The sequence below is a fragment of the Pseudomonas sp. R5-89-07 genome (assembly GCF_003851685.1).
Classification (GTDB): Bacteria; Pseudomonadota; Gammaproteobacteria; order Pseudomonadales; family Pseudomonadaceae; genus Aquipseudomonas.
Genome location: NZ_CP027727.1, coordinates 3,372,842 through 3,394,053 on the forward strand (window position 1 = coordinate 3,372,842; position 21,212 = coordinate 3,394,053).

At 61.1% G+C, this 21,212-nt stretch carries 18 protein-coding genes and 1 pseudogene; 7 read left to right on the forward strand and 12 right to left on the reverse strand.

From position 1 onward, the window contains the following. The first annotated feature begins 122 nt into the window (after positions 1-122). A complete protein-coding gene (locus C4J94_RS15415) occupies positions 123-335 on the forward strand; it encodes a hypothetical protein (protein WP_124386971.1) in 213 nt (70 codons plus the stop codon). Positions 336-434: 99 nt separating this feature from the next. Here C4J94_RS15415 and C4J94_RS15420 read toward each other — a convergent pair whose 3' ends face one another. The 3 genes and pseudogenes from C4J94_RS15420 to C4J94_RS15430 all read right to left on the reverse strand — a co-directional run. Then, on the reverse strand, positions 435-926 hold the full coding sequence (locus C4J94_RS15420) for a GNAT family N-acetyltransferase (RefSeq protein WP_124386972.1): 492 nt from the start codon (positions 924-926) through the stop codon (positions 435-437). A gap of 163 nt (positions 927-1,089) precedes the next feature. Beyond that, on the reverse strand, positions 1,090-2,199 hold the full coding sequence (gene zapE, locus C4J94_RS15425) for a cell division protein ZapE (RefSeq protein WP_124386973.1): 1,110 nt from the start codon (positions 2,197-2,199) through the stop codon (positions 1,090-1,092). A gap of 78 nt (positions 2,200-2,277) precedes the next feature. Continuing rightward, positions 2,278-3,348: pseudogene (locus tag C4J94_RS15430) on the reverse strand (5-methyltetrahydropteroyltriglutamate--homocysteine S-methyltransferase); the annotation flags it as partial. A gap of 285 nt (positions 3,349-3,633) precedes the next feature. Between C4J94_RS15430 and C4J94_RS15435 the strand changes: the two are divergent. The 5 genes from C4J94_RS15435 (at position 3,634) to C4J94_RS15455 (ending at position 7,962) form a co-directional block, all read left to right on the forward strand. Continuing rightward, positions 3,634-4,023, forward strand: coding sequence for a GFA family protein (locus C4J94_RS15435; RefSeq protein ID WP_124386975.1), 390 nt, complete (start codon positions 3,634-3,636; stop codon positions 4,021-4,023). Between the two features lie 248 nt (positions 4,024-4,271). Continuing rightward, entirely contained in the window at positions 4,272-5,369 is a 1,098-nt protein-coding gene (locus C4J94_RS15440) for a carboxynorspermidine decarboxylase (RefSeq protein WP_124386976.1), read from the forward strand. 28 nt (positions 5,370-5,397) lie between these two features. Further along, complete coding sequence (locus tag C4J94_RS15445; protein WP_124386977.1) at positions 5,398-6,642, forward strand: saccharopine dehydrogenase family protein; 1,245 nt, start codon at positions 5,398-5,400, stop codon at positions 6,640-6,642. A 504-nt stretch (positions 6,643-7,146) separates the two neighbouring features. Then, the gene (locus tag C4J94_RS15450; RefSeq protein WP_124386978.1) at positions 7,147-7,386 is read left to right on the forward strand and encodes a DUF6124 family protein; all 240 of its coding nucleotides are present in this window, start codon (positions 7,147-7,149) and stop codon (positions 7,384-7,386) included. 72 nt (positions 7,387-7,458) lie between these two features. Next, entirely contained in the window at positions 7,459-7,962 is a 504-nt protein-coding gene (locus tag C4J94_RS15455) for a signal peptidase II (protein ID WP_124386979.1), read from the forward strand. A 5-nt stretch (positions 7,963-7,967) separates the two neighbouring features. Here the strand turns inward: C4J94_RS15455 and C4J94_RS15460 are convergent, their stop codons facing one another. The 5 genes from C4J94_RS15460 to C4J94_RS15480 form a co-directional block, all read right to left on the reverse strand. Beyond that, positions 7,968-8,288 carry a hypothetical protein gene (locus tag C4J94_RS15460; protein WP_256657531.1) on the reverse strand — a complete coding sequence of 107 codons (321 nt, stop codon included), beginning with the start codon at positions 8,286-8,288 and terminating at the stop codon, positions 7,968-7,970. Positions 8,289-8,374: 86 nt separating this feature from the next. Continuing rightward, the gene (locus tag C4J94_RS15465; protein WP_256657532.1) at positions 8,375-9,034 is read right to left on the reverse strand and encodes a zeta toxin family protein; all 660 of its coding nucleotides are present in this window, start codon (positions 9,032-9,034) and stop codon (positions 8,375-8,377) included. Positions 9,035-9,114: 80 nt separating this feature from the next. Then, on the reverse strand, positions 9,115-9,405 hold the full coding sequence (locus C4J94_RS15470; RefSeq protein ID WP_124386981.1) for a hypothetical protein: 291 nt from the start codon (positions 9,403-9,405) through the stop codon (positions 9,115-9,117). Positions 9,406-9,547: 142 nt separating this feature from the next. Continuing rightward, positions 9,548-10,456 carry a glutaminase B gene (glsB, locus tag C4J94_RS15475; RefSeq protein WP_078743128.1) on the reverse strand — a complete coding sequence of 303 codons (909 nt, stop codon included), beginning with the start codon at positions 10,454-10,456 and terminating at the stop codon, positions 9,548-9,550. A gap of 55 nt (positions 10,457-10,511) precedes the next feature. Further along, positions 10,512-10,856, reverse strand: coding sequence for a hypothetical protein (locus C4J94_RS15480; RefSeq protein ID WP_124386982.1), 345 nt, complete (start codon positions 10,854-10,856; stop codon positions 10,512-10,514). Between the two features lie 274 nt (positions 10,857-11,130). Between C4J94_RS15480 and C4J94_RS15485 the strand changes: the two genes are divergently transcribed. Continuing rightward, positions 11,131-12,213 carry an LLM class flavin-dependent oxidoreductase gene (locus tag C4J94_RS15485; RefSeq protein ID WP_124388989.1) on the forward strand — a complete coding sequence of 361 codons (1,083 nt, stop codon included), beginning with the start codon at positions 11,131-11,133 and terminating at the stop codon, positions 12,211-12,213. Between the two features lie 43 nt (positions 12,214-12,256). On the opposite strand, the gene uvrA is transcribed toward C4J94_RS15485, so the two are convergent. The 4 genes from uvrA to C4J94_RS15505 form a co-directional block, all read right to left on the reverse strand. After that, entirely contained in the window at positions 12,257-14,776 is a 2,520-nt protein-coding gene (uvrA, locus tag C4J94_RS15490; RefSeq protein ID WP_124386983.1) for an excinuclease ABC subunit UvrA, read from the reverse strand. After that, positions 14,773-16,485 carry an ATP-binding protein gene (locus C4J94_RS15495; protein WP_124386984.1) on the reverse strand — a complete coding sequence of 571 codons (1,713 nt, stop codon included), beginning with the start codon at positions 16,483-16,485 and terminating at the stop codon, positions 14,773-14,775. Before C4J94_RS15495 ends, uvrA begins: the two co-directional genes overlap by 4 nt. A gap of 99 nt (positions 16,486-16,584) precedes the next feature. Continuing rightward, positions 16,585-19,656, reverse strand: coding sequence for an error-prone DNA polymerase (locus C4J94_RS15500; protein ID WP_124386985.1), 3,072 nt, complete (start codon positions 19,654-19,656; stop codon positions 16,585-16,587). Positions 19,657-19,792: 136 nt separating this feature from the next. Further along, positions 19,793-21,208: a DNA polymerase Y family protein gene (locus tag C4J94_RS15505; protein ID WP_124386986.1), complete on the reverse strand. Its 1,416-nt coding sequence runs from the start codon at positions 21,206-21,208 to the stop codon at positions 19,793-19,795. Between the last annotated feature and the right edge of the window lie 4 nt (positions 21,209-21,212).

Here is a 21,212-nt window from a genome sequence, read left to right on the forward strand (position 1 = left end):
CAGAAATGTTAACTTCACAGCTGAATTCAGTTAATTCCCACTTAATAAGTTAGCGCCATAGTCACCCCATGATCTGATCAAGGAGTGACCGGATACCTATCACTCTTAACGGGAATACCGCCATGAAACTTTCGACAGTGATGCTTGCCACCCTGATGACCCTGACCTCCGCCGCCGCCTTCGCAGAAGGCGGTTCAGAGCGCTCGAAGGAGTTTTACAACAACTTCAGCTTCATTCAGGAAAAAACCCACGGCAAGGCTGAACAACAAGTTGCATCCGCCGATGGCAAACCGGTTAAAACCACTACTACCGATTCAGCACAGCCCAACAGTTGATTTAACGCTGAGTTAATCCGCAACACCCCATGCCATTCCGCTCCCTTGGCAAGGGTTTATTAGGCGCCATTGAATGGCGCCTTTTTTTTCACTTTTTTATTAAAGCGCCTTGCTCCAGAACAACATACGGCCGTGGGCGGGATCAAATACCGAATCGTCAAAACCGAACTTGCGATACGCCGACTGCGCCAGCTCGTTACCTTCAAGCACTTCCAGGGTGATCTTGCAGCAACTGCGCTGACGGGCGATTTCCTCGACCTTCTGCAGCATCTTCTGACTCAACCCCAAGCCACGAAACTGTTTGGCCACCACCACATCGTGGACGTTGACCAGCGGCCGACACGTGAACGTAGAGAACCCCTCGAAGCAATTGACCAGCCCCGCCGGCTCACCCCCGACGAACGCCAGCACACTGAAGGCGTGAGGGCGCTTGGCCAGCTCTGCAGGCAGTTGCTGCAACAGATCGGCTTGCAAGGTGTGGCCGCCACCCATTGGGTCTTCAGCGTAATGGTTGAGCAGCGAGCCGATGGCATCGGCGTGCACGGCATTGGTATAGCTGGCTTGCAGCACCAGGATGTCTGGGGTGTCCATTTCCTTCCTCGATAACGACAACCAGGGAACCGATTCCCTTTGAGAGAAGGTGATTGTAAGCATGGAGCCGGCAGTAGATGAAGGAGATAAACGACAAATGCCTGACAGAAAGCGCGCACGCTGCAGGCATCCAACGCCTCGAACAAGGCGAATACCAGGGCTCTCAGGTACCGAAGCGCTGCAGCTGCATTTGCTGCAAGCGGCTCAAGGTGCGACGAAAGGCAAACGCCAGGTAGCCTTCGGTATAAAGCTGCTCCAACGGCACCTGGGCCTCGATGAACAACGGCACTTTGCGGTCGTAACATTCATCCACCAGCGCAATAAAGCGCCGCACGCTGTCATCGTGCACCGACAGCGCCGGCAATTGGCGATCCCCCGCGACCACGCGCTCGGCCCCGTCTTCGGTGCCACGGGCAATGCGACCGGGGCGCTGTTGTGCGCTGAGGTTGGGTACTTGTGCCAACAAAATGGCTTTGAAACGATCACACAGCAACATGAAATCCATCGCGGCGAGGGGCTGTTCGCAGAGTTCGGCGTAGCGGCACCAAAGTACCTCGTCACTGGCCTGTACTGCCGTAATCATGCGATGCCCCACGCTCACCCGCTTCACGTCGCCGACAGTTTGTCCGGCGCTCAACTGCCTGAACACGGTGGCCAGTGCATCGGGTTGATTCACCCAGTAGCGCTGCAGACCAACCCCCGGATGCAGGCGGTGATCCTCGCTACCGTCCACCGCCACCACCTGCATATGCCGCTTGATCGCCTCGATACCCGGCAGAAAACGTTCACGGTTGAAGCCATCGGCGTACAGTTGGTCAGGCGGTTGATTGGAGGTACAGACCATCACCACACCCTCCTCGAACATCACCTGAAACAGACGACCAAGAATGATCGCGTCACCGATATCATTGACGAACAACTCATCGAAGCACAGCACGCGCACGTCCCGGCTCAGTTCCCGCGCCAAGGCCTGCAGCGGGTCTTTGATACCGGTGAGCTGGAACAGGCGCTGGTGTACCCAGCCCATGAAGTGATGAAAATGCTGACGTCGCGCGGGCACGCGCAGGCTCTGGTAAAACTGGTCCATCAGCCAGGTCTTGCCGCGCCCCACCGGGCCCCACAGATAAACCCCTGCAGGGGGCGAACGGCCCTGGTGCAAGGCCTGATGACAGGCTTGCAAGGCCTCCACCGCACGGCGCTGGGCGTCGTCGGGCACGAAGCCCTGCTGGGCGATAGCGTATTGATAAGCGGCGAGCGGCGAGTCGAAAGTCATGCCCGCCAGTATGACCTACAACGCCAACGCCGGCCGCGCAGTTTTCACGCGCAACCCGGCTGCGCGAGCGCTTGGTACCCGGGGCTGGTCGACGGCCTGGGCCAGCGCCGCGACCTGCGCGCACGTTTGCAAGGCGCAGGTCAGCCAACTGTTGTCTTCACGCTGCGGATCCACCGGGCCGTACAGCAGCGAGCAGGACGGCGCCACCCACAAGCGATCGGCTAATTTTTCGTGGGCACGCTGCAAGGTCGCCAGGGCTTTTTCAGGGTCGCAGCGCGCTGGGTTGCAGCCATCGACCACACCCAGAGACAGCACTTTATAAGCGGGCAGACGATCAAGAATGGTCGGGTACTGCTCCGGTGCCCGCACCAGGTCGATATGCAGGCCGTCGACCGGCAGGTTGGCGGCCAGGCCGAGGTTTTCTTCGAGCCCGCCAAAGTAGGTAGCGACCAGTTTTTTCAGCGGGTCACGCTGGATCAGGTTATAGGCGCGCTCGAACGCGTTCTTCCAGGCCTGCGGCAGCTGGAGCGCCAGGATTGGCTCATCGATCTGTACCCACTCCACACCCAGCTCGGCCAAGCGCTGGAAGATCTGGCCGTACAGCGGCAGCAGACGCTCGAGCAAGTCGAGCTTGTCGAAGGCACAGCCCTTGGCCTTGCCCAGCCACAGGTACGTCAGCGGGCCGATGACCACCGGTTTGACCGTATGCCCGAGGCCGCGAGCTTCTTGGACTTCTTCGAATAATTGATCCCAGCCCAGGTGAAATCGCTGATCGACGCTGAACTCCGGCACCCGGTAGTCAGAGCTAGTATCGAACCACGAGGCGTGAGCATCGCCGCAGCGGGTGTCGCGGGCGATGTCGAATAACGTCCGCAGCGTGGCATGGCCCTTGACCGGGCGGAAACGTTCAGGGATCACACCAAACATCAGCGAGTGGGTCAGCACCTGGTCGTGCCAGGCGAAATCACCGACTGGCAGCAGCTCGATGCCGGCTTGCTTCTGCAACGCCCAATGCTTCTGGCGCAAGTCACGGCCTACGGCGCGCAGGCCGGCCTCATCGAGCTTGCCGTTCCAGAACGCTTCCTGCGCGCCTTTAAGTTCGCGGTCGCGCGCAAAGCGCGAAAAACCGAGGGAATGAGCGACTGCCATAACTTACAGCTCCCGTACATAAAGGTATGGCAGCTATTGTCGGCAGCGGGCGGCAATGAGACAAACTCATATAATTGAAGATGATCACAAGTAACGCTCATGTTAATAGGCTGACACCTGTGGCGAGGGAGCTTGCTCCCGCTGGGTCGCGGAGCGGCCCCAAATCAGTCATATTTGCCATCTGAAACACTTCGATTGCGACTTTCGGGGCTGCTACGCAGCCCAGCGGGAGCAAGCTCCCTCGCCACAGCGTTCAGCGTTGAACATGGATGGGATTGAATTGAGATGAGTAAAACCAGCCAAGGCAGCTGCCTCTGCGGCGCAATCCGCTATCAGGTCATGGCACCGCTCAAGGCCGCCACCCACTGCCACTGCAAAAAATGCCAGAAGGGCCACGGCGCAGCGTTCGCCAGCTACGCAAGCGCGCCCAGGACAGCGGTGAACATTCACGCTGCCGCAGATGCGCTGCGAGGCTATGAATCCTCGCCGGGCGTTACCCGTCAATTCTGTTCGCAGTGCGGCTCGTCACTGTTTTGGTCGGATGCCAACGGTGCTTATCCGGGCTGGATTTCGATTGCGCTGGGCACATTGGACACGCCTTTCAGTGCGTCGCAGCAAACGCACAGCTGTGTTGAGTCCAAGGTGGGCTGGCTTAGTGCACTCCAATCGATATGAACAATCCGGTGAATGCCTTCTCGGTGCGTTTTGTCTTGGGCAACTGATCGCCATTGCCGGCGTCGCTCGCGATAAAAATCGCTCAGGGACGCCGGGCGCCCTCTATCGCCTGACTATCTGTACCGTCACACCGAGAGCCTATGCTTGTATGCAGGCGCGCAAATTCCGCCGGCTAACCTTTCGATCTGCTCCAAGTGCGGGCACAATGCGTGTCCTTTTTTGGCAGGCACCGCCGCAGGCTCTCAAAAATGATCAAAACGCCGTACTACCTCATCGACAAACAGAAGCTTCTGGTCAACATGCAGAAGATTGCCTACGTGCGCGAGCAGTCCGGCGCCAAGGCTCTGCTGGCGCTCAAGTGCTTTGCCACCTGGTCGGTGTTCGACCTGATGCAGCAATACATGGACGGCACCACGTCGTCGTCGCTGTATGAGCTCAAGCTCGGTCGCCAGAAGTTCGAAGGCGAGGCGCACGCCTACAGCGTGGCCTGGGCCGACGATGAAATCGAAGAGATGCTGGAGAACTGCGACAAGATCATCTTCAACTCCATCAGCCAGCTGCAGCGCTTTGCCGAACGCAGCGAAGGCAAGACCCGTGGCCTGCGCGTGAACCCGCAGGTGAGCAGCTCCGATTACCTGCTGGCCGACCCGGCGCGCCCGTTCAGTCGCCTGGGCGAGTGGGACCCGGTGAAGATCGACGGCGTGATCGATCAGATCTCCGGCTTCATGTTCCACAACAACTGCGAAAACGGCGACTTCAGTCTGTTCGACAAGATGCTCGGCACCATCGAAGAACGCTTCGGCGCGCTGCTGCACAAGGTCCAGTGGGTCAGCCTCGGCGGCGGCATCCATTTCACCGGTGAAGGCTATGCGCTGGACGCGTTTTGCGCGCGCTTGAAGGCATTCTCCGAGAAGTACGGCGTGCAGGTGTACCTGGAACCCGGCGAAGCGGCGATCACCAACAGTGCCTCCCTGGAAGTCACCGTGCTCGACACGCTCTACAACGGCAAAAATCTTGCCGTGGTCGACAGCTCCATCGAAGCGCACCTGCTGGACCTGCTGATCTACCGCCTCAACGCCAAGCTGGCGCCGAGCGAGGGTGAGCACACCTACATGGTGTGCGGCAAATCCTGCCTGGCCGGCGACATCTTCGGCGAGTACCCATTTGATCGTCCGCTGGCCATCGGCGATCGGCTGTCGTTCATCGACACCGCAGGCTACACCATGGTCAAGAAAAACTGGTTCAACGGCCTGAAAATGCCGTCCATCGTAGTGAAACAACTCGACGGTACAGTCGAGGTGGTTCGTGAATTTGGTTACGACGACTACCTGTCCAGCCTTTCGTAAGCTGGCGGATAAAGGAGAGATAAAGCAATTGAAAAAGAACGTTCTTATCATTGGTGCAGGAGGTGTCGCCAAGGTGGTGGCCTACAAGTGCGCGCAGCACAACGACGAACTCGGTCGTATTGCTATCGCGTCGCGCAACATCTCCAAATGCCAGGCCATCATCGACAGCGTCAAGGCCAAGGGTAGCCTCAAGGTACCCGCCGACATCCAAGCCTTCGCGCTGAACGCCCTGGACGTGGAAGCGACCAAGGCCCTGATCCGCGAGACCGACTCGCAGATCGTCATCAACGTAGGTTCCGCGTTTCTCAACATGTCGGTGCTGCGTGCCTGCATCGATACGGGCGTGGCTTACCTGGACACCGCCATCCACGAAGAGCCGGGCAAGGTCTGCGAGACCCCGCCGTGGTACGGCAACTATGAATGGAACCATCTGCAAGAGTGCAAAGAGAAGAACATCACCGCCATCCTTGGCGTGGGCTTCGACCCAGGTGTCGTCAACGCGTACGCCGCGCTGGCGCAGCAACAGCATTTCGACCGCATTGATTCGATCGATATTCTCGACGTCAATGCCGGCTCCCATGGCAAATACTTCGCCACCAATTTCGACCCGGAAATCAACTTCCGCGAGTTCACCGGACAGGTGTGGAGCTGGCAGAACAGCCAGTGGACCAGCAACACCATGTTCGAAGTCAAACGCACCGACGACCTGCCGGTCGTCGGTTCGCAGAACCTTTACCTCACCGGCCACGATGAAGTGCACTCGCTGTCGAAAAACCTCGACGTGCCGAACGTGCGCTTCTGGATGAGCTTCGGCGAGCACTACATCAACGTGTTCACCGTGCTGAAAAACCTCGGCCTGCTTTCCGAGAAGCCAGTCAAGACCGCCGAAGGCCTGGAAGTGGTGCCGTTGAAAGTGGTCAAGGCCGTGCTGCCCGACCCGTCTTCGCTCGCTCCGGGCTACACCGGCAAGACCTGCATTGGCGATCTGGTCAAAGGCACCAAAAACGGCCAGCCGCGTGAGATGTTTATCTACAACGTGGCGGATCACGAAGAAGCCTTCGCGGAAACCGACAGCCAGGGCATCTCCTACACCGCCGGCGTTCCGCCAGTAGCCGCTGCGCTGCTGGTAGCGCGTGGCGAGTGGGACGTGAAGCACATGGCCAACGTTGAGGAACTGCCGGCTGAGCCGTTCCTCAAAGCGCTGGATGGGATGGGCTTGCCGACTCGGATCAAAGACGAGCACGGCGATCGCGCCTGGGATGCAAAGGCCTGATAGGCAATCGCTGACCGAACAAAAAAATGCGCCCTCAGGGGCGCATTTTTTGTTTGGGCTCACATAAATCCCAAAACCAGTAAAGATCAAACGTGGGAGGGGGCTTGCCCCCGATGGCGGTGTATCAGCTACAACGGAGCTGGCTGACACACTGCATCGGGAGCAAGCCCCTTCCCAGAGGGATAGCACTTCGCCCCGGACTCTCAGAGTTTTCCCACGACCGTTTCAGGTTGTCGGTCGGAAGAGCGCTAACTAACCTCACTGCCGTCGCTACCCACTCAGCGACCGGACTTGACCGTCCGATTAATTGAAGGACAGCTACGGCCAAAACCTATTCGGCGTTTTCTTTGCGCCTGAGGTATCGTGTCGCGGCGGCTGTACGCGGGATACCTTCGGGTATGCCGGATTTCCTTTGATTGCCGGTCGGTCAACCCGCGTACAGCTGCCACCCTCTTTGCTTGACCGCGAATGTTGGCGGCTCCACTTAATCAGAGGAACTTCACCATGATCAAAGACAGCCCCAACCCCCCAGAACACCTCTTCACCGTACGCCCCAACCTGTGTACGGAAACCCTGCTGGTCAACGCATCCCAGGATCTAGCCTCCATCAACGATATCGCCACTCACCTGGCATTCGACGTCGATGGCGCTCAACGTAATATCGCACTGGGCATCTGCCGCATGCTCGAAGGCGTACAGCTGCTGGTGGACAAAGCACTGGATGAGGCTCATCCGGCTGCCTGAACGTAGACGGCACCAGGCGCCTGAGCTATCTTCAGGCGCTCCTTTCGAACGCCCCAAACAGGAAGTTACCACTTGAGCACGTCGCCCCTAGTGCGAGGCCGTACGTTCGCCCTCCTCGCTGGCATCGCATTCATCGCCCTGGACCAGCTTGTAAAACTATTGGCCCTAGTTTCACTGCATGCCAAAAGCTTCAAAATCGGCTCAAACCCAATCAATCTTGCTTTGGAGCTAAGCCTGAACCCCGGCGCATTCCTGAGCCTGGGCGCCGCTTTGCCGCCACAGGTCAAACAACTGATTTTTATCATCGGCGTAGCCGTCGTAGTGGCCTGGGCGATGGGATGGTCCCTCTCCAACTGGAACCAGCCACTGCGTAAAGTCTTGCCGCTGTACGCCATCGCCTTGGGTGGCATCGCAAACCTGATCGACCGGGTGTTTCGCGACGGCCATGTGGTTGATTACATGATCCTGAACGTCGGGCCAGCACATACCGGGGTATTCAATATTGCAGATATCGCGATTACCGTCGGCGCGTTGTACCTGCTAATCGACCTGTTCGTGAAGCCGCTTAAAGCCTAGGCGCCTCAGTATTGCTCCCCTTCATCGCCTCGAATTTCGGCGGCGAGGGCCTGGGCGATCGCCTTGGCTTTGACGATGCTCTCATCGCTGTATACAAACGAAATCTGGCCACGGCGATAATCGAAATAATAATCCTGCTGCGTGGTGGTAGAGGTCCAGTAAGCAGTTTCGTTACCGCTGAGCGAGATCGTCGCTCCTGTGGCGGGGTTAACGGCAGTCACTTCGTCCTGTAACACCAGGGTTGGATCATTGGCACACAAGGCACGCCATTCTTCAGGCGTGATTACATTGCTTTCGACACGGGCTATATGGAGTTCATAGGCCATAAAAATATCCATCAGATAAAGGGGAAAGGTCCTTGAAATGCCAAGGTAGCCTGATACTCACTTCAGCGGCTTTTGCCCTCCGACGTCTACGTCAACTTATCGATGACATACTGCTGAAACCATGCAGGCTGGGTGTCCGCAACAATATCGATATCCTCGCCTTCTGTAATCTCGGCAATTTGCGCAAACCTGGGCTCGCCGTCTTGCGAATTGTCAAAGATATAGGCTCGATTGGATAAGAGAATCGCCTCTGACAGGTTTTCCAAAGAGCGCTTATAACGAGATCGAATCTTGTCCGGTGGTACATCATGGCCACCTATAGAGGCCCGGTAGGCAACCCGAGCAACGTTAATATCAGCATCCGCAGTAGCAACGTAATAAACGTATACCCGATAACCAGCAGCTTTCGCCTGCCTTAGCAGCTCAATTTTGCTGCCGTCCGACATGACTGTCTCGAATGTAAAACTTACGCGTTCCCCAATCAGAGACACCCGAATATAGTCAGAAAGAGCGGAAGCGATATAGGAGTCGATGTTGCGCGAAGCAAAAATGATCCGTTCACCCTTGGCGGCCAGGTCATCCAGTTTGACAAGGGAATCAGGAAACTTTGAAAGCAGCGAATGGCTGCGCAAGAACGTGATCGCACACTTGGCGTAGCGGTACAGCCCGAAGGCAGCAAAATCGAAAAAACCCGTTTCACGAATGCCCAGCTCAATTGCATCAGGATTGATGTAATTGACCAGCAAGTGGGCCGGAACCTTCGAATTGAATGTGCTCTTTCCACTCCCGTTCGGTCCGGCGAACATACGGACGCGGGGGGTGGTACTCAAGCCTGTATCTGCGCCTGGGCAGACCGACGGTCCAATAAAGACTTTTTGGTTTTCAAGCGCGTGCCGGCTTTGAGAGTGCCGTAGGTTTCCACAGGGCGGATAACCAACATTTCCGTAGTAGAAACTTTAACCAGTTGGCCGTCGCGAACCATAAGTACGGACTCTCCCTTGGAAAGGGCAACCTCGTAGGCATCCCTGAATGCTTTGGCCGCAATGGAGGGAATGCTCGATTCCTGGGCAAGAATCTGTGCCTCGGTAATTTGGGATTTAACTTTTTTACGTGACATGTTGGTCTCCGGCTCAGGACAAGGGTTGATCAATGGCGATGAGCATAGATCACCTTAGGCGTCGAACGCTGGCTCGACTTTACCTCAATGTGTGTCCCATGTCCTGCAGTGGGCTGTTCAACACCTCTAAGCGGTTTCTCGCTCAAAACACCGACCACCCAATCCGCTCACTCAACAACTCCAACGCCTTCATCCCCGCCAGCGAATTCCCCGCTGCATTCAGTTCCGGCGACCACACGCACACCGTAAACTGCCCCGGCACCACCGCGACAATCCCGCCGCCTACCCCGCTCTTGCCCGGTAATCCCACCCGGTAGGCAAAGTTACCCGCCTCGTCATACAGCCCGCTGGTGGCCATGATCGAGTTGACTTGCTTGGTCTGGCGCGCCGTCAGAATCTGCTCGCCACTGTGGGCACTCACGCCCTCGTTGGCCAGGAAGCTGAACGCCCTGGCCAGGTCCAGGCAGCTCATCTGCAAGGCGCAGTAATTGAAATAACTGTGCAGCACCGCGTCCACATCATTGTGAAAGTTGCCGAATGACTTCATCAGGTAAGCCATGGCCGCGTTGCGCGCGCCGTGCTGCGCTTCCGAATCGGCGACCACGCTGTTGACCAGGATCTGCGGGTTGCCGGACAGGCGCCGTACGAAATCGCGCATCGACAGGATCGGCACGGCGAAGCGTGACTGGTTGATGTCGCAGATCACCAGCGCGCCGGCGTTGATAAACGGGTTGCGCGGGCGGCCTCGTTCGAATTCCAGTTGCACCATGGAGTTGAACGGTTGCCCCGACGGTTCGTGGCCCAGGCGTTCCCAGATGGTTTCGCCGCCGTGGTCGATGGCCTGCACCAGGCTGAACACCTTGGAAATGCTCTGCACCGAGAACAGCGTGTCGGCATCACCGGCGCAGTAGGCCGCGCCGTCGTTGCCATATACCGCGATGCCCAGCTGGTTGGCGGGCACGTCGGCCAGGGCGGGGATGTAGTCGGCGACTTTGCCGAGGCCGATCAGGGGGCGCACTTCGTCGAGGATCGACTCCAGCAGCGCCTGCATATCTTGTCCTGTCATCTTGGTTTGAATCAGTGGTGAACGAGGCGCGGAGGATACTTCAATGGGCGCGGAAGCCCCACACAATCTCGACCACGCGTTCAGCGACCACCAGGTAGATCAGGATCAGCAGCAGTTGCAGCGCCAGGTGATAGCGCAGCTTGGCCAGCCGACGAATGCCGTCACTGACGTTCAACAACACCAACAGCGTCGACAGGATGATCAGCCCCCAACCGGCGACATAGGAGGCAAAGACCCCGATGAATAACTCATGGCGCCCCACCAGCGTATTGGTGCCCGCCGCAAACAGCAACGCGCACACCAGCAGGTTTTTCACGTTGTCGAAAACCTGTGTGCTCAGGTCGTTTTCCAGCAACGCCAGGTACCGCGTCCATAACGTGCGCATGCGTGAATACCGAGTGGGAAGGCTCGTCAATCAAGGTAGTTCAAATGGGCAGGCTGTCGAGCGCTGACCAGGCAAGCACGTCACGCAACAGGCGTGCACAGCAATAGCAAAATGCAATCCATTGATAATATGAAAATCTATAATTCCATAATTTAATAATTAGGTTAGAACCAATCGGCCTTTTACAGGCACGCCCGTGCGCTCTATTTTCACGCTACGGACCGACCCCCTGCCCGGTGGAGGCTTGTTTATCGACTTCAACAAGGACCTGACCATGAGCATCGAATTCATCGGCTACATCGGCGGCCACCATGCCTCCGAAATCCACCCGCGCAGCGGCCCCACCCTGCAGCCGGACTACGTTGAACGTGTGGCGCGCGCCCATGAAGAGGCCGGCTTCGACCGTGCCCTGGTGGCCTTCCATTCCAACAGCCCGGACAGCACACTGATCGCCGCCCACGCCGCCAGCGTGACGCAACGGCTCAAATTCCTGATCGCCCACCGCCCAGGCTTCGCCCAGCCCACGTTGGCCGCGCGCCAGTTCGCCACGTTGGATGTGTTCAACGGCGGCCGTACCGCCGTGCATATCATCACCGGCGGCGACGACCGCGAGCTGCGTGCCGACGGCAGCCATATCGGCAAGGACGAGCGCTATGCGCGCACCGATGAATACTTGAGCGTGGTGCGTCAGGAATGGACCAGCGACAAACCCTTCGACTTCGCCGGCACGTACTATCAGGTCGAAGGGGCGTACTCCAGCGTGAAGTCGCCGCAACAGCCGCATATCCCGGTGTACTTCGGCGGCTCGTCCGCGGCGGCGATTGCGGTGGCAGGCAAGCATGCGGATGTGTATGCGCTGTGGGGCGAAACCTATGAGCAGGTGCGCGAGGTCGTGACCCAGGTGCGTGCCGAAGCGGCGCGGCACGGGCGTACGATTCGCTTCAGCCTGTCATTGCGGCCGATCCTCGCCGAGACGGAAGAACTGGCATGGCAGCGGGCAGACACTATCTTGCAGCAAGCCACGGCGCTGGCCGAGCAAAGCGGCTTTGTGCGGCGCGAACCACCCAATGAAGGCTCGCGCCGGTTGCTGGCGGCAGCGGCCCAAGGCTCGCGTCTGGATAAGCGCCTGTGGACCGGGATTGCCGGCTTGCTCGGCGCACAGGGCAATTCCACCTCGCTGGTGGGCACGGCCGAACAGGTCGCGCAGGCGTTGCTGGATTACTACGACCTGGGCATCACCACGTTCCTGATTCGCGGGTTCGATCCGCTCAATGATGCGATCGACTACGGCAAGACGCTGATACCGCTGACCCGCCAGCTGGTCGCCGAACGCGAACGGGCCAGGCAAGTCGCTTGAGAACCGGCGGGAGGACGCACGTGCCCTCCCGCATTCCTGGCGGCTAGCCAAGTTCTCGCGCCAGGAATGGCGCCGTGCGGCTGGTTTTACTGTTGGCGACCGTCTGCGGCGTACCACTGGCAACCACTTTCCCGCCCGAATCCCCGGCGCCGGGGCCAATGTCGATGACCCAGTCGCTCTGGGCCACCACGCGCATTTCATGCTCGACCACCACCACCGTATGCCCCGCCTCCACCAATTGATTGAGCTGGCTGAGCAAGCGGTCGACGTCCCTGGGATGCAGCCCGGTGGTCGGTTCGTCCAGTACATATAACGTGGCGCCCCGCGCATTGCGTTGCAGCTCGGTCGCCAGCTTGATGCGCTGCGCCTCACCCCCGGACAGCTCGGTGGCCGGCTGGCCGAGACGCAGATAGCCCAGGCCGATATCGCGCAGCACCTGCAGTGCGCGCAGCACGCTCGGTTGCTCGGCGAACACGTCGACGGCCTGCTCCACCGTCAAGCCCAGCACTTGGGCGATGTTCAAGCCTTGCCATTTGACCGCCAGGGTCTCGGGGTTGTATCGCGCACCGTGACAGGTCGGGCATGGCGCATACACGCTGGGCATGAACAGCAATTCAACGCTGACAAAGCCCTCGCCTTCGCAGTTCGGGCAACGGCCCTTGGCGACGTTGAAGGAGAACTGCCCCGCGTCGTAACCGCGCTTCTTCGCGGTGGGCGTGGCGGCGAACAGTTTGCGCACGTTGTCGAACAGCCCGGTGTAGGTCGCCAGGTTGGAACGCGGCGTACGGCCAATGGGTTTCTGGTCCACCTGCACCAGACGGCGAATATGCTCCAGCCCGGCGCTGATGCGCCCCTCGCTGGCGGCGGGCGCAGCGTCTTCCAGACTCGGCTCATCGACACTTTCCAGCACGCGCCCAAGGCCACTGCTGACCAGTTCCAACAGCGCCTGGCTGACCAGGCTGGACTTGCCCGAACCGGAAATCCCGGTTACCGCCGTGAAGCAGCCCAGCGGGAAACCCACCTCAAGATTGTTCAAGTTATTGCGCGTCACCCCTTGCAGCTTCAGCCAGCCGCTGGGTTCGCGCCGCGCCTGATTCGACGGGCGCGCTTGGGCAAACAGGTACTCACGAGTCTGCGATGCGGCGATATCCGCCAACCCCGCGGGCGGGCCGCTGTACAGCACTTGGCCGCCGTGTTCGCCCGCGGCCGGGCCCACATCGATCAGCCAGTCGGCGCGGCGCATGGTTTCCAGGTCATGCTCGACCACAAACAGCGAATTACCGGCGGCCTTCAAGCGCGCAAGTGCGCTGAACAAGGCCTCGCCATCGGCCGGATGCAGGCCTGCGGAAGGCTCATCCAGCACGTAGATCACGCCGAACAACTGCGAGCCCAGTTGAGTGGCCAGGCGCAGGCGCTGCAACTCTCCGGACGACAGGGTCGGCGTGCTGCGCTCCAGGGACAGATAGCCCAGCCCCAGTTCGATCAAGGTGCTGACCCGTTCCAGCAAATCCTCGGCGATACGTTGGGCCGCCAGGCGTTTTTCCACCGACAATTTCATCTTGTCCTGCCCCGCCGCCACCGGCCGCAGCAACTCGGCCAGGCGGTTCAGGGACAGTTGCGACAGCTCACCGATATCCACCCCGGCAAACTTCACCGACAGCGCCGCCTTGGTCAGCCGTTTGCCCTCGCACAACGGGCAGGCACTGCCTTGCATGAACTGCGACACGCGCTTTTTCATCAGCGCACTTTGGGTGTGGGCGAAGGTGTGCAGAATGTAGCGCCGCGCGCCGCTGAAAGTGCCCTGGTAACTGGGCTCCAGCTTGCGCTTGAGGGCATCGCGGGTTTGCGCCGGCGTGAAGCCGGCGTACACCGGCACGGTGGGGGTTTCTTCGGTGAACAGAATCCAGTCGCGCTGTTTTTTCGGCAGGTCGCGCCACGGGATATCCACGTCATAGCCCAGGGTCACGAGGATATCCCGCAGGTTCTGCCCCTGCCACGCCAACGGCCAGGACGCCACCGCGCGCTGGCGGATGGTCAGGGATGGATCGGGCACCATCAACGCTTCGGTCACTTCATACACGCGGCCCAGGCCATGGCATTGCGGGCACGCGCCCTGGGGCAGGTTCGGCGAAAAGTCCTCGGCATACAGCATCGCCTGCCCCGGCGGGTAGCTGCCGGCGCGCGAATACAGCATGCGGATCAGGCTCGACAAGGTGGTCACACTGCCCACGGAGGAGCGCGCACTCGGCGTGCCACGCTGCTGTTGCAGGGCCACGGCGGGCGGCAAGCCTTCGATACTGTCGACATCCGGCACACCGACCTGGTCGATCAAACGACGCGCATAGGGCGCCACCGATTCGAAATAGCGACGCTGGGCCTCGGCGTATACGGTGGAAAACGCCAGGGACGACTTGCCGGAACCGGACACCCCGGTAAACACCACCAGGGCATCGCGCGGGATATCCACATCGACGTTACGCAAGTTGTGTTCGCGAGCGCCGCGCACCCGCACGAAGCCGGTGTGCTGGGCGGTCGGTGAAGGGATGTTGCGCTGTGAAGTCATGGACAACCTTGTCTGGCGGTGAGCACGCTGCGCACCCGTTGCGTCAGGGCGTCGGGGCTGTAGGGTTTGCTCAGCAGGTGAATATCGGCACTGAGCAGATGATTGGAGGAAAGAATGTCGCGGGTGTGGCCGGAGGTGAACAGCACCGGGATCGGCGGCGCCTGCTCTCGCGCCCAGTTGGCCAGGTCGATGCTCTTGACGCGGCCGGGCATCACCACATCGGTGAAGATCAATTCCGGTTGCAGGCCGGACTGCAGTTTGGCCATGGCCTGGTCGCCGTCTTCAGCGGTCAGCACGGTGTAGCCCGATTGCTGCAGCAGCTCCACCACGGTCAGGCGCACGCCTTCATTGTCCTCTACCACCAGAATGGTTTCCTGGCCGGTGCAGAGGCTTTCCTCGCCGGTATCCAGGTCCAGGTGTTCCGGTTCCAGGCTGCGCGGAAAATACATCTGCACCACCGAGCCTTTGTTCTCCTCGCTCCAGATGTCGACATGCCCGCCGCTTTGGCGCACAAAGCCAAACACCATGCTCAGCCCCAGGCCGGTGCCCTGCCCCTCGCGCTTGGTGGTGAAGAACGGCTCGAACGCACGCTTGAGCACCGTCGGCGGCATGCCCACGCCGGTGTCGGTGACCGCCAGGCGCACGTACTCGCCGGGCTTGATGCTTTTGCCCGCGCATTCGGCCGGGTTGAGAATGATATTTTCGCCAGTGATACGAATCACACCCTCGCCTTGCATGGCGTCGCGGGCATTGATCGCCAGGTTGAGCAGTGCGTTTTCCAGTTGGTTGCGGTCGACGTTGATGCACCAGGAATCCTGCGGCAGCTGCACGTCCAGGTGAATGGTCTCGCCCAGCGCGCGTTGCAGCAGTTCACCGAGACCGGCGTAGATGCGTTGCGGGTTGTACACCGCCGGCGACAACGGTTGGCGCCGGGCAAACGCCAGCAGTTGCGAGGACAGCGTAGCGCCGCGTTCCACCGCAGCGATGGCGGCAGCCACCCGCCGTTGCACCTGCGGGTTGTCCGGCTCATGCCGCGCCAGCAGGTGCAGGTTGCCGGCGATCACTTGCAGCAGGTTATTGAAGTCGTGGGCCACGCCGCCGGTCAGGCCACCAATCGCTTCCAGCTTCTGTGACTGGCGCAATTGCTCCTCGGCGGCGGAACGCGCCTGCACTTCGGCCGCCACGCGCTGCTCCAGATTATGGGTCAGCTCCTGGCGCACCCGCTCGGAGCGCACCAGTTCAGTGGTCTCCACCACGATGGCCAGCACGCCGGCCGGTTGCTGGTCATCGCCGGCCACAGGGCTGTAATACAGGTCCAGCCACAGGTTTTCCGGCTTGCCGTTACGCGACAACACCAGTTCCTTGTTGTTGAACGACAAGGTGCCACCCGCCAGGCAGGTGTCCACCACATGCCGGTTGAACTCGGCCACTTCCGGCCAGCCCAGCTCCACCGGCGTGCCCAGCAAGTACGGATGGCGCCCGCCCGCGAACACCGAGTAGCTGTCGTTGTAGATCATGTAACCGGCCCGCCCCCACAGCATCACCATGGGCACTGGCGAGGCGAGCATCATCTGCACGGTGCAGGCCAGGCTGGTGGACCAGCGATCGATCGGGCCCAGGTCGGTGGTTGACCAGTCAAACGCGCGAATCTGCTGGGCCATTTCACCGGCCCAGCCTTCACAGCCGTGGGGGTTGGATAAAAATTGCATGATTGGCTCTGGGCAAAGAGAGGGCAGTTGCAAGTTTTGGAGCGCGGCGGCGCGGGATGGTTTCATCTTGTCTGACACAAGCTTAAGAAACCACTGGCCTCAGTGAAAATCCCGGCTGCGCACCACAATGCCGTCCAGCAGCGGTGTCAGATCTGTCAGGCGCCCGGCGATCAAATGCCGCACCTCGCCCACCGCCTCCCAGCGCCCGTCCACCTTGAGCAGGCGCGACCCTACCAGGGCCCGGCGCTGGCGCTCGGCCAGGTCGCGCCAGACCACCACGTTGAGGTTGCCGAATTCATCTTCCAGGGTGACAAAGGTCACGCCGCTGGCGGTGCCTGGGCGCTGGCGCCCGGTGACCAGCCCGGCGACGCTCACATTGCGCCCATGCTCCACGGTCAACAGCTCCTGGGAACTGCGGCAGCGGCGCTTGCGCAGTTCGGCGCGCAGCAGTGTCAGGGGATGGGGGCCAAGGGTGGTGCCGAGGGTGGCGTAATCGGCATGCAAGTCTTCGCCTACCGTGGGCTGGGGCAATGTCACCACCGCTTCATCGGGGCTCGGCAGGCCGGCAAACAGGCCCAGTTGCTTGTGCACACCGGCCACCTCCCAGCGCGCCTGGTGCCGGTTACCGGCCAACGCGCGCAACGCGCCGGCATCCGCCAGCAATGCCTGGGCGCGGGCATCCAGGCCGACGCGGGCGTCGAGGTCGGCGATGTCGCTGAAGGCACGCTGCTGGCGCACGGCCTCGATGCGCCGGCCATCCTCTTCGCGAAACCCCGAGATCATGCGCAGGCCCATGCGGATCGCCGGCTGCTGGCCGTCGATGGGCTCCAGGCTGCAATCCCAGTCGCTGGCCTGCACGTCCACCGGGCGGATCTGCAGGCGATGACGGCGCGCGTCCTGCAGGATCTGGTCCGGGCTGTAAAAACCCATCGGCCAGCTGTTGATCAGCGCGCAGGCAAACGCCGCCGGCTCATGGCATTTGAGCCAGCAACTGGCATACGTCAGCAAGGCAAAACTGGCCGCGTGGGACTCGGGAAAACCATAGCTGCCAAAGCCCTTGATCTGCTCGAAAATCTGCGCGGCAAAGGCTTCGGTGTAGCCGTTTTTCAGCATGCCATCGCGCAGGCGCTTTTGATGGGGTTCCAGGCCACCGTGACGTTTCCAGGCGGCCATGGAACGGCGCAACTGGTCGGCCTCGCCGGGGCCGTAGTCGGCGGCGACCATGGCGATCTGCATCACTTGCTCCTGGAACAAGGGGATGCCCAGGGTGCGCTCCAGCACTTCTTTCAATGCCGGCGACGGATAGGTTTCTTCTTCCTCTTTATTCCGGCGACGCAAATACGGATGCACCATGCCGCCCTGGATCGGCCCTGGCCGCACAATGGCGACTTCGATCACCAGGTCATAAAACGTCTTCGGCTTGAGCCTGGGCAGCATCGACATCTGCGCCCGCGATTCAATCTGGAACACGCCGATGGTGTCGGCCTTGCTGATCATCGCGTAGGTGGCCGGGTCCTCTGGAGGAATGCTGGCCAGGCTCAAATCCAGGTGGCGATGGCGACGCAGCAGGTCGAAGCAGCGACGGATCGCACTGAGCATGCCCAGGGCGAGAATGTCCACTTTAAGCAGGCCGACGGCGTCGAGGTCGTCCTTGTCCCACTGAATGATGGTGCGCTCGGCCATGGCGGCGTTTTCCACCGGCACCAGGGTGTCCAGCGGATGCTCGGAAATCACGAAGCCACCGGGATGCTGGGACAAATGCCGCGGAAAGCCGATCAACTGCTGGGTCAGGGTCAATACGCGGCGCAGCAGCGGGCTGTCCGGGTCGAAGCCGCTTTCACGCAGGCGCTCCAACGGCGGCGCGTCGTCACTCCAACGTCCGCAGCATTCGGCCAAGGCGTTGACCTGGTCCGCCGGCAGCCCAAGGGCTTTGGCCACATCCCGCACCGCGCCAGTGGCGTGGTAACTGCTGACCACCGCCGTCAAGGCGGCGCGCGTACGGCCATAGCGCTGGAACACGTATTGCAGCACTTCTTCGCGGCGCTCGTGTTCAAAATCCACGTCGATGTCCGGCGGCTCGTTGCGCTCCCTGGACAGGAAGCGTTCGAACAGCAGGTTGCTCAGGCTCGGGTTGATCTCGGTGATGCCCAGGGCAAAACACACCGCCGAGTTGGCCGCCGAGCCGCGCCCCTGGCACAGGATCGAGCGGCTGCGGGCAAAGCGCACAATGTCGTGCACTGTGAGGAAGTAGCTCTCGTAGCCCAACTCGCTGATCAGCTCCAGCTCGGTGTTGATCTGCTTCAAGGTCTTGGCGTCGATGCCGTCGGGCCAGCGCAGCGCGATACCTTCCTTGGTGAGGGTGCGCAGCCAGGATTCGGCGTCATGGCCGGCGGGTACCAGCTCGCGAGGGTAGTGGTAACGCAGCTGGCCGAGGTCGAAGCTGCAGCGCCGCGCGATGGCGAGGGTTTCATCGAGCAAGGCTTGCGGGTACAGCGCGGCCAGGGCGTCGAGGCTGCGCAGGTGCCGCTCGCCATTGGGGTGCAGATGCAGGCCGGCTTCGGCCACCGGTACGTGATGGCGGATGGCGGTCATGGTGTCTTGCAGGGCACGGCGGCCACGCGCATGCATGTGCACATCACCGCAGGCGACCGCCGGGATCTGCAGGCTGGCCGCCAGTTGCAGGCGTTGCTCCAGATGGCGCGCATCGTCCTGCCCGCAGTGCAAGTGCACCGCCAGCCACAGGCGCTCGGCGAAGGTACGGCGCAGCCACTGAATGCTCGCCTGGGTGTCGCTGTCCTCGGCCACCCATAGCGCCAGCAGGCCAGACAGCGGTTGCTCGAAGTCTTCATGCAGCAGGCGATAGCTGCCCTTTTCAGCGCGGCGCCGGGCCAGGGTAATCAACCGGCACAGGTGCTGGTAACCGCTCAGGTTCTCCACCAGCAACACCAGTTTCGGACCATTCTCGATGCGCATCTCACTGCCGATGATCAGCGGCAGCTCCAGCGCTTTCGCCGCCTGCCAGGCGCGCACGATGCCCGACAGCGTGCATTCGTCGGTAATCGCCAGGGCGCTGTAGCCCTGGCGCTTGGCCCGCTCGAAGAGTTCCAGCGCACTGGAGGCACCGCGCTGGAAGCTGAAGTTGGACAGGCAATGCAGCTCGGCGTAACTCATGCCTGCCCCGCCCCTGTAGGAGCGAGCTTGCTCGCGAAAAACCCTGGGGCACCGCATTCATTCAGGCGCCCCGCGTTATCGTTACCCACCTTCGCGAGCAAGCTCGCTCCTACAAAGGGTGGTGGCCTGTTGGTGTTCATGCGAACCAGCCTTGCAACCACAAACCATCCTGCTGCCCCACCGTGCGGTAGGCCCAGCCTTGCTGGCCGGCGCGGGTCTGGATGAGGTAATAGTCGCGGCGGATATCGGCGCCATCCCACCAGCCGGATTCGATACGCTCCGGCCCCATCAGGATCTGTACGCCCTGCTCGGCCAGCAAGGTCGGTTGATTCAACAACCAGCCAGGGCGGCGCACCTTGTGCAAGGTCGGGCACGGATGGTTGTCGACAGTGGCTTGCCAGGCGCATTCGGGGCGATGGTCGGCGTGAAAACGCAGGCCCTGCACCGCCTCGTCACCCAGGCGCGCACGCAGGCGTTCGCGCAATTGCTCCCAGGGCAAACTCTGTTGCGGACGGTCGTCAAACAGGTCCTGGCGTTGCGGCACGAATACCGGCAAGTCCTGGGCCACCAGGCGAAAACCGCGCACGGGCGCTGTGACCTGCACCTGTTCCAATCGCCCCCGGGCCAGTTCGAACAGCATTGCCGGTTCACGCTCGGCGCTGAGCAAGCCCACCTTGATCACGCTGTCCGGAGCCTGGGCATGTTCCAGGTGCAGATCGAAACGCTGCACGCCACTGTCACGCCCGCACAGAAAGGCGGACAAGTCGGCGGTCAAACGGCGCAAGGGAAACAGCAGCGCCTGGTGGGATTGCACGTCGAAATTCAACTCGATGCGCACATCGAACTGGTCCGGCGGCTGATAGAACTCCAGGGCCAGTGGTCGGTGCCCGGTGAGCGCGTCGAGGTGCTTGAGCAGGCTGGCGTCAAAGCGCCGCGCCAGGGTATGCCGGGGCAACGCTTGCACCTGGGCCACCGTGCGCAGGCCCATGCGCGACAAAGCCACGGCGGCCTGCGGTTCAATCCCGGCGCGGTCGATCGGCAGCGGCGCCAGGGCCTGCATCAGGGTGCTGTCGTCAGCCACGGCCAGGCCATCGTAACGGTTCGCCAGCACCCGCGCCGCCGCCGGGTTGGGCGCGGCGACGATGCGGTGACCAAAGCCCAGCTCGGTCAACTCCTTGCGCAAACGCGCTTCGAACTGCGGCCACGGCCCGAACAGGCCCAGGCTCGACTCGATCTCGAACAGCAAGGCACGTGGATAATACACGCTGACCTGGGAACTGAAGCGGTAGGCCCAGGCGGCGAGAAACTGCTGCCAGCGCTGGATTTCCAGTGGGTCGTATTCGGCACAGGCAAAAGTCTTGGTCAGGGCATGCGCGGCCGTCAGCGACTGGCCGGGGCGCAACCCCAGGGCGCGGGCGGCGGTATTGACGGTTTGCAACACGCGCCGCTGCGGCGTACCGGCCAGCAGTGCCAGCGGCTGGTCGGGCTCGGGATGGGCACGCAACACCCCGTCCAGCGCCAATTGCGGGAAGACAATACACACCCAGCGCATGGCA